This is a genomic window from Primorskyibacter sedentarius, from assembly GCF_004342065.1.
Classification (GTDB): domain Bacteria; phylum Pseudomonadota; class Alphaproteobacteria; order Rhodobacterales; family Rhodobacteraceae; genus Primorskyibacter; species Primorskyibacter sedentarius.
Genome location: NZ_SLZU01000007.1, coordinates 181558 through 188077, shown reverse-complemented (window position 1 = coordinate 188077; position 6520 = coordinate 181558). Strand labels below are relative to the sequence as shown.

The 6520-nt window shown below is 61.1% G+C and carries 5 protein-coding genes; all 5 read right to left on the bottom strand.

Annotation, left to right across the window (positions count from 1 at the left end):
* Positions 1-408 precede the first annotated feature (408 nt).
* Positions 409-1806 (bottom strand): bifunctional enoyl-CoA hydratase/phosphate acetyltransferase, encoded by a 1398-nt coding sequence (locus EDD52_RS11990; RefSeq protein WP_132245244.1) that lies wholly within the window; start codon positions 1804-1806, stop codon positions 409-411.
* A gap of 113 nt (positions 1807-1919) precedes the next feature.
* Entirely contained in the window at positions 1920-2642 is a 723-nt protein-coding gene (gene phbB, locus EDD52_RS11985; protein WP_132245242.1) for an acetoacetyl-CoA reductase, read from the bottom strand.
* A 31-nt stretch (positions 2643-2673) separates the two neighbouring features.
* A complete protein-coding gene (locus EDD52_RS11980) occupies positions 2674-3861 on the bottom strand; it encodes a thiolase family protein (protein ID WP_132245240.1) in 1188 nt (395 codons plus the stop codon).
* 29 nt (positions 3862-3890) lie between these two features.
* Positions 3891-4649, bottom strand: a complete 759-nt coding sequence (gene fabI / locus EDD52_RS11975; protein ID WP_207906015.1) for an enoyl-ACP reductase FabI — start codon at positions 4647-4649, stop codon at positions 3891-3893.
* An 18-nt stretch (positions 4650-4667) separates the two neighbouring features.
* Positions 4668-6515: a PHA/PHB synthase family protein gene (locus EDD52_RS11970; protein WP_132245236.1), complete on the bottom strand. Its 1848-nt coding sequence runs from the start codon at positions 6513-6515 to the stop codon at positions 4668-4670.
* Positions 6516-6520: the final 5 nt, after the last annotated feature.

The window sequence follows — 6520 nt, the reverse complement described above, 5'->3', positions numbered from 1 at the left end:
AAGCAGAGGAGGCCTTCTATGCAAACTTGAACGCGGTCGAAAAAGTAGCCTAATCATTGAACCAGAAACTCTCCGGTAAACCCGGGGCGGTTCAGTTTCTGCAGCGGGCGAGAGCAGCGAGGACGTGTTGACCGCGTGGCGCTGCACGATCCGTCCGGGGATTGACTACATGGCGGATCAGGCCGTCGGATGACCCTGCGCGGCACTTGGAAGGTCACAAGCTATTGTAATCAAAACCTGATCTTACGCCGCGCGACAATAGCTGTGGTTCAGGGCTGTTACTGCTCAGTCAAAGAGAAGGGACAGACGCGGACGGGTCAAAGCCGCGTCAAACTGGTTGCGAGACAGGTAAAAAAGCGGGCGCTAGACGCTTGAGGGCCCGGCTTTCAGCCGCCGATCTTAGCCCGGTCACACCTTGATCTCCTTTGCGCGGCGATGAACGTAGAGCTGAGCCATTGCCGCCGAGGCCAGGCGCGCCATCACGCCATCGGATCGGCTGGTCAGGACGATCGGAACGCGCGTGCCGAGGACGAGCCCCGCCGCGTCTGCACCGGCGAGATAGACCAGCTGTTTTGCAATCATGTTCCCGACCTCCAGATCCGGAACGATCAGGATATCGGCATCACCTGCCACGTCAGAGACAATGCCCTTGGTCTCTGCCGCCGACCGCGAGACGGCATTGTCGAAGGCCAGCGGCCCATCCAGCAGACCGCCCGTGATCTGTCCGCGGCTTGCCATCTTGCACAGCGCGGCGGCATCCACCGTCGAGGGGATGGTCGGCGTGACGGTTTCAACAGCGGAGAGAAGAGCCACTTTCGGAAGCGAGATGCCAAGCGCGTGTCCGAGGTCGATGGCGTTCTGAACGATGTCGCGCTTGTCTTGCAGATTAGGGAAGATGTTGACGGCGGCGTCGCTGATCAGCAACGGCTTGGGGTAGTTGGGCACGTCCAGCGCGAAGACATGGCTGATGCGCCGTTCGGTCCGCAGGCCGGTCTGGCCATCGACGACAGGTTCCAGAAGTTCATCCGTGTGGAGCTTGCCCTTCATCAGCATGCTCACCTTGCCCGCCCGCGCAAGCTCCACTGCTTTTCGGGCAGCGGCGTGGCTATGGGGCGTGTCGATAACCTCTGTTCCGGTCAGATCACGGCCGATTTCCCTGGCCGTGGCTTCGATCTTGGCCCGGGGGCCGACAAGGACCGGAACGATGATCCCTTGCGATCCCGCGTCAAGCGCCCCTTGCAGCGACAGCGCATCACAGGGGTGAACGACCGCCGTGGGGACCGCAGGAAGCGGCGCTGTCGCCTTGATCAGATCGCGGAACCGTTCGCCGCGTTCGTGCAGGTGAACCTCTGGCAAATTGACGCGCGGGCGACGCACTTTCGCGGTGGGGGCGATGACCAGAGCCTGCCCCTCGATCACGGTTTCGCCGCTTTGGTTCAGGCAAAGGCAGTCAAGTGTGACGTGGTGATGCTCCGCCTCCTTGTCCTTGACGGTGACCCGGACGGTAACCGTGTCGCCCAGCCCGACCGGCCGCCGAAAGCTGAAGTTCTGATTTAGGTAAATCGTTCCCGGGCCGGGCAGTTGCGTGCCCAGCACCGCCGACACCAGCGCACCCCCCCACATGCCATGGGCGATCACCTTGTGGAACATGTCGGACCGGGCGAATTCCTCGTCGACATGGGCCGGGTTCACATCCCCGGACATGACGGCGAAAAGTTCGATATCCTGCGACGATAGCGTGCGGGTCAGTTCTGCACTGTCGCCGATCCGGATCTCATCGAAGGTCTTGTTCTCGATGAATTGCATTTCGTGAGGCCCTCTTTTCGCGGCGGCTTTCAGCCCCCGGCAATCGCAGCATGATCGTGATTCTCAAGATCGCAGTTGCGTTGCTCATTTCGGTTCTTGTCGCATCCAAGGCGTCACGCCATGTATTCGCCGCCATTCACGCTCAGCGTGGCGCCGGTGATGAAATCGGCGTCGTCGCTGGCCAGAAAGGCAATGGCGCGGGCAATGTCCGCCGGTCGGCCAAGGCGGCCCACAGGGGTTGCTGCAACGATCTGCTTGAGGATGTCATCCGGCACTGCCGCGACCATGTCCGTGTCGCAATATCCGGGCGCGACCGCGTTGACGGTGATCCCCTTGGCCGCTGTCTCCAGTGCCAGAGCCTTGCTGAAACCGATGATCCCGGCCTTGGCTGCGGAATAGTTGGTTTGGCCGAACTGCCCCTTCAGCCCGTTGATCGAGGACACGTTGACGATGCGGCCAAAGCTCCGATCCCGCATGCCCGGTACCACGCTACGGCACATGTTGAACACCGATCCGAGATTGGTGTTGATGACAGCCGACCACTGTTCGGCGCTCATATGATGCAGCGTGGCATCGCGGGTGATGCCAGCATTGTTCACAAGAATGTCGATTGGCCCAAGCTGTTCTTCAACCTTGGCGACCCCATCGCGGCAAGCCTCGAAGTCCGAAACGTCCCATTTGAACGTGCTGATGCCCGTTTCGGCGGTGAAGGCGTCGGCCGCTTCGGTATTGCCGTGATAGACCGCTGCGACCTTGCAGCCCTGCGCCTTGAGAGCCTTGGACGCGGCCGCGCCCAACCCTCTGGTGCCACCTGTAACAAGCGCGATTCTGGTCATCTGTCAGACCTCCTGAAATAGGGTTGAGCGTTCAATTGATTGCCTCCAATGCAAGAGCGATCCCCTGACCGCCGCCGATGCACAGGGTGACGACACCCCGGCGAATGCCGTCGCGTTTCATCGAATGGATGAGGCGCGTGGTCAGGATCGCACCGGTCGCACCGATGGGATGCCCGTGGGCGATTGCGCCGCCTTCGACGTTGACCACGTCTTCGGGGAGCTCAAGCTCCCGCATCACCGCGAGCGCGATGGCCGCGAAAGCCTCGTTGATTTCTACCCGGTCAAGATCGGCAATACCCCAGCCCGCGCGCTCCAGCGCCTGACGCACGGCAGGGACGGGGCCCAGCCCGAACATGCCGGGCTCGACCGCACCGATGCCATAGGACACAAGGCGGACAAGCGGCTCGGCGCCCTGCATCTCTGCCCAGCCACGCTCGGCCACCACCATCGCGGCGCCTGCGCTGTTGAGGCCCGGCGCGTTACCGGCGGTGATCGTGCCATCCTTGCGGAATGCGGGCTTCAGTTTCGCCAGCGACTCTGGGGTCGTGTCGGGGCGATTGTGTTCGTCCCTGGCAAAGATCGTCGCGCCTTTGCGGGTCTTGATCTCGAACGGTGCGATCTCATCCTCGAACAGCCCTGCGGCTTGCGCCTTGGCAAAACGCTGCTGCGACCGAAGCGCCCATGCGTCCTGATCTTCGCGGGTGATCTGGAACTTCGCCACCAGATCCTCGGTATGCCAGCCCGAATGCTCGTTTGAGAACGCGTCGTTGAGCCCGTCGCGCAGCATGCTGTCATAGATCTCCGCCGTTCCCATGCGGTAGCCCCACCGACCACCGCCCAGCAGATAGGGGGCCTTGTCCATATTCTCCATGCCGCCCGCCACGGCGGCCTTGATATTGCCAAGCCACACTTCCTGCGCGGCCGATGCGATGGCCTGCGCCCCGGATCCGCAGACCCGGTTGACCGTCATCGCAGGGACCTCAACAGGCAGGCCACCATTGATGGATGCCTGTCGGGCGGGGTTCATTTTTGCACCGGCCTGAACCACCTGGCCCATCACGACGGTGTCTATATCCGCGCCGGTCAGCCCGGCGGCTGACAGGCTGGCCCGGATGGCAGCGGCCCCGAGGCTGGGCGCCGGGGTCTCCTTGAGCGTGCCGCCATAGGTGCCAATGGCCGTTCGGATCGGTGCGCAGATTACGACTTCGGCTTTGGTCATTTTGGATGTCCTTCTGTCTTGCGATCCAGTTACGCCAGCACGTGGTAACCGGCGTCGACATATGATGTGTTGCCCGTCACTTTGCGCGACAGGTCGCTCACCAGGCCGACAGCCATTTGCCCCACGTCATCAATGCTTACGAGGCTTCGTTGCGGCGCTTGCTGGCGCGCGGCGTCGATCAGTTCGTCGAAGTGATCGATCCCGGACCCGGCGCGCGTATGCAGCGGACCGGGCGAAATGGCGTTGACCCGTATCTGCTTGGGCCCCAGCTCTGCCGCGAGATACCGCATCGTGCCTTCAAGCGCTGACTTCACCGGCCCCATGATGTTGTAATGATCAACAACCTTTTCCGCGCCGTAGTAGCTCAGGGTCAGGATACTGCCGCCTTCCGGCATCAGCGGGATTGCAAGGCGGGTCATGCGGATCAGGGAATGGACGGATATGTCCATGGCCTGCGCGAACCCGGCCTTTGAACATTGGGACACGGGACCATGCAGATCTTCACGGTTGCAATAGGCGATCGAGTGCAGGACAAAGTCGAGATTGCCCCAGTCACGCGTGATCTTGTCAAACACGGCTTCCATCTGGCCATCGACCTCGACATCCATGGGCATGAAAATCGGCGCATTCAGGTCTGACACGACCGGTTCGACAAAAGGTTTTGCCTTTTCATGCCCATATGTGACCGCCAGTTCTGCCCCGGCGGCGCTCATGGCCTTGGCGCATCCTGCCGCGATGGAATGCTCGTTCGCGATCCCCACGACCAGCCCGCGCTTGCCTTTCAACAAATCGTCCAGCATCGAATTCTACTCCTGATACACATAGGTGCCGGGCGCGTCGCAAAGCGGCGGATACCCTTTGTCTTTGGGTGCAAGCGGGGGTGGAGTGGCCGCTGCGCCCGAGTGTTTCCCAAGCCAGTCCGAAAGTGCGGGCCACCACGAGCCATCGACCGGGTCGACCTGCGCCATCCAGCGATCCGGGTCGAAATAGGGGGCGTCTTTGGCCAGCGTCGCGATGCGGTAATGCCGGTGGGGATGGCCCGGTTCCGAAACGATCCCGGCATTATGGCCGCCGCTCGTCAGCACAAAAGTCACATCCGTGTCGCAGAGCAGGTTGAATTTGTAGACCGACCGCCACGGCGCCACATGGTCCCGCTCTGTTCCCACCATGAACACCGGCGCCCGGATATCGGAAATCGTCACCGGCCGGTCGCCGACATGATACCGCCCTTCGGCCAGATCGTTGTTCAGGAACAGCCGCCGCAGATATTCCGAATGCATCCGGTAGGGCATGCGCGTCGCATCGGCGTTCCACGCCATCAGATCAATCATCGGGGTCCGTTCGCCCATCAGATAATCGTGGACGATCCGCGACCAGATCAGATCGTTCGAGCGCAGAAGTTGAAACGCGCCGGCCATCTGGGTTGTGTCCAGATAGCCCTGGTCCCACATCATGTCTTCGAGAAAGGCAAGCTGGCTGTCATTGATGAAAAGCTGCAACTCTCCCGGTTCGGTGAAATCCGTCTGGGCGGCCAGAAGTGTTATGGTTCCCATCCGTTTGTCACCCTCGCGGGCCATGGCCGACGCGGCAATCGACAGTAATGTGCCGCCCAGACAATAGCCGATCGCATGCACCGTTTCGCTGTCCGTGATGGCCGTGGCGGCATCAAGCGCGTCCATCACACCGAGGGACAGGTAGTCATCCATCCCCAGATCGCGGTCACCCTGATCGGGGTTTTTCCACGAGATCATGAAGACGGTGAAGCCCTGACCGGTCAGAAACCGCACCAGCGAATTATGCTCGCTGAGGTCCAGAATGTAGTATTTCATGATCCAGGCCGGCACGATCAGGATCGGCTCAGGGCGTACCTTGTCGGTTGTGGGGGCGTATTGGATCAGCTCGATCAGACGGTTGCGGAACACCACCTTGCCCGGTGAGGTCGCCATGTTCCGGCCGACTTCGAACGCCTCGGCACCGACGGGTTTCTGCTTGGCATAAAGGCGCGATGCGTCGTCGATGTAGTTCTGCCACCCGCGCAGCAGGTTCGTGCCGCCCTCACGGATCGTTTGTTCGACAACGTCGGGGTTGGTCAGCACGTAATTCGACGGCGAGAAGACATCAAGAAGCTGACGCCCGGCAAAAGTAACAACGTTTTCATGCTGCTGCGTGACACCCTCAACCCCCGTCGTCGCGTTGTGCCACCATTGCTGGTTCAGCAAAAAGGATTGATAGAACAGGTTATAGGGCCATTTCTGCCAGTTCTGACTTCGGAACCGCCTGTCCTGCGGCAAAGGGTCGATGCAGGTCTTCGACGTGTCGGGATGGGTTGCGCAAAACCCGGCATAGCTGGCCAGCCGCCATGCTTTCTTTCCGGCCTTTTCAAACAATTGCAATTGCTTGCCGGGCGCTGACGCCAGATGCAGGGTCCAATCCGCATAAGCAGCCGCAAGCGCTATTGGCGACAGCCCTGCGGTCAGCTTGGCAATGCCTGCCTTCACCCCCTTGTCCAGGGCTTGTTCCATTGTCGTATGCGTATGCGAAACCGGATGTTCGGGCGCCTCTATGCGGGGCGACTTGGGCAAAATCGCAGGCACCCCAGCAGAGACTTTGTGTTTCGGCAGATCCAGATCGCCGACCGTGGCCAAATTTGCCATGCTCC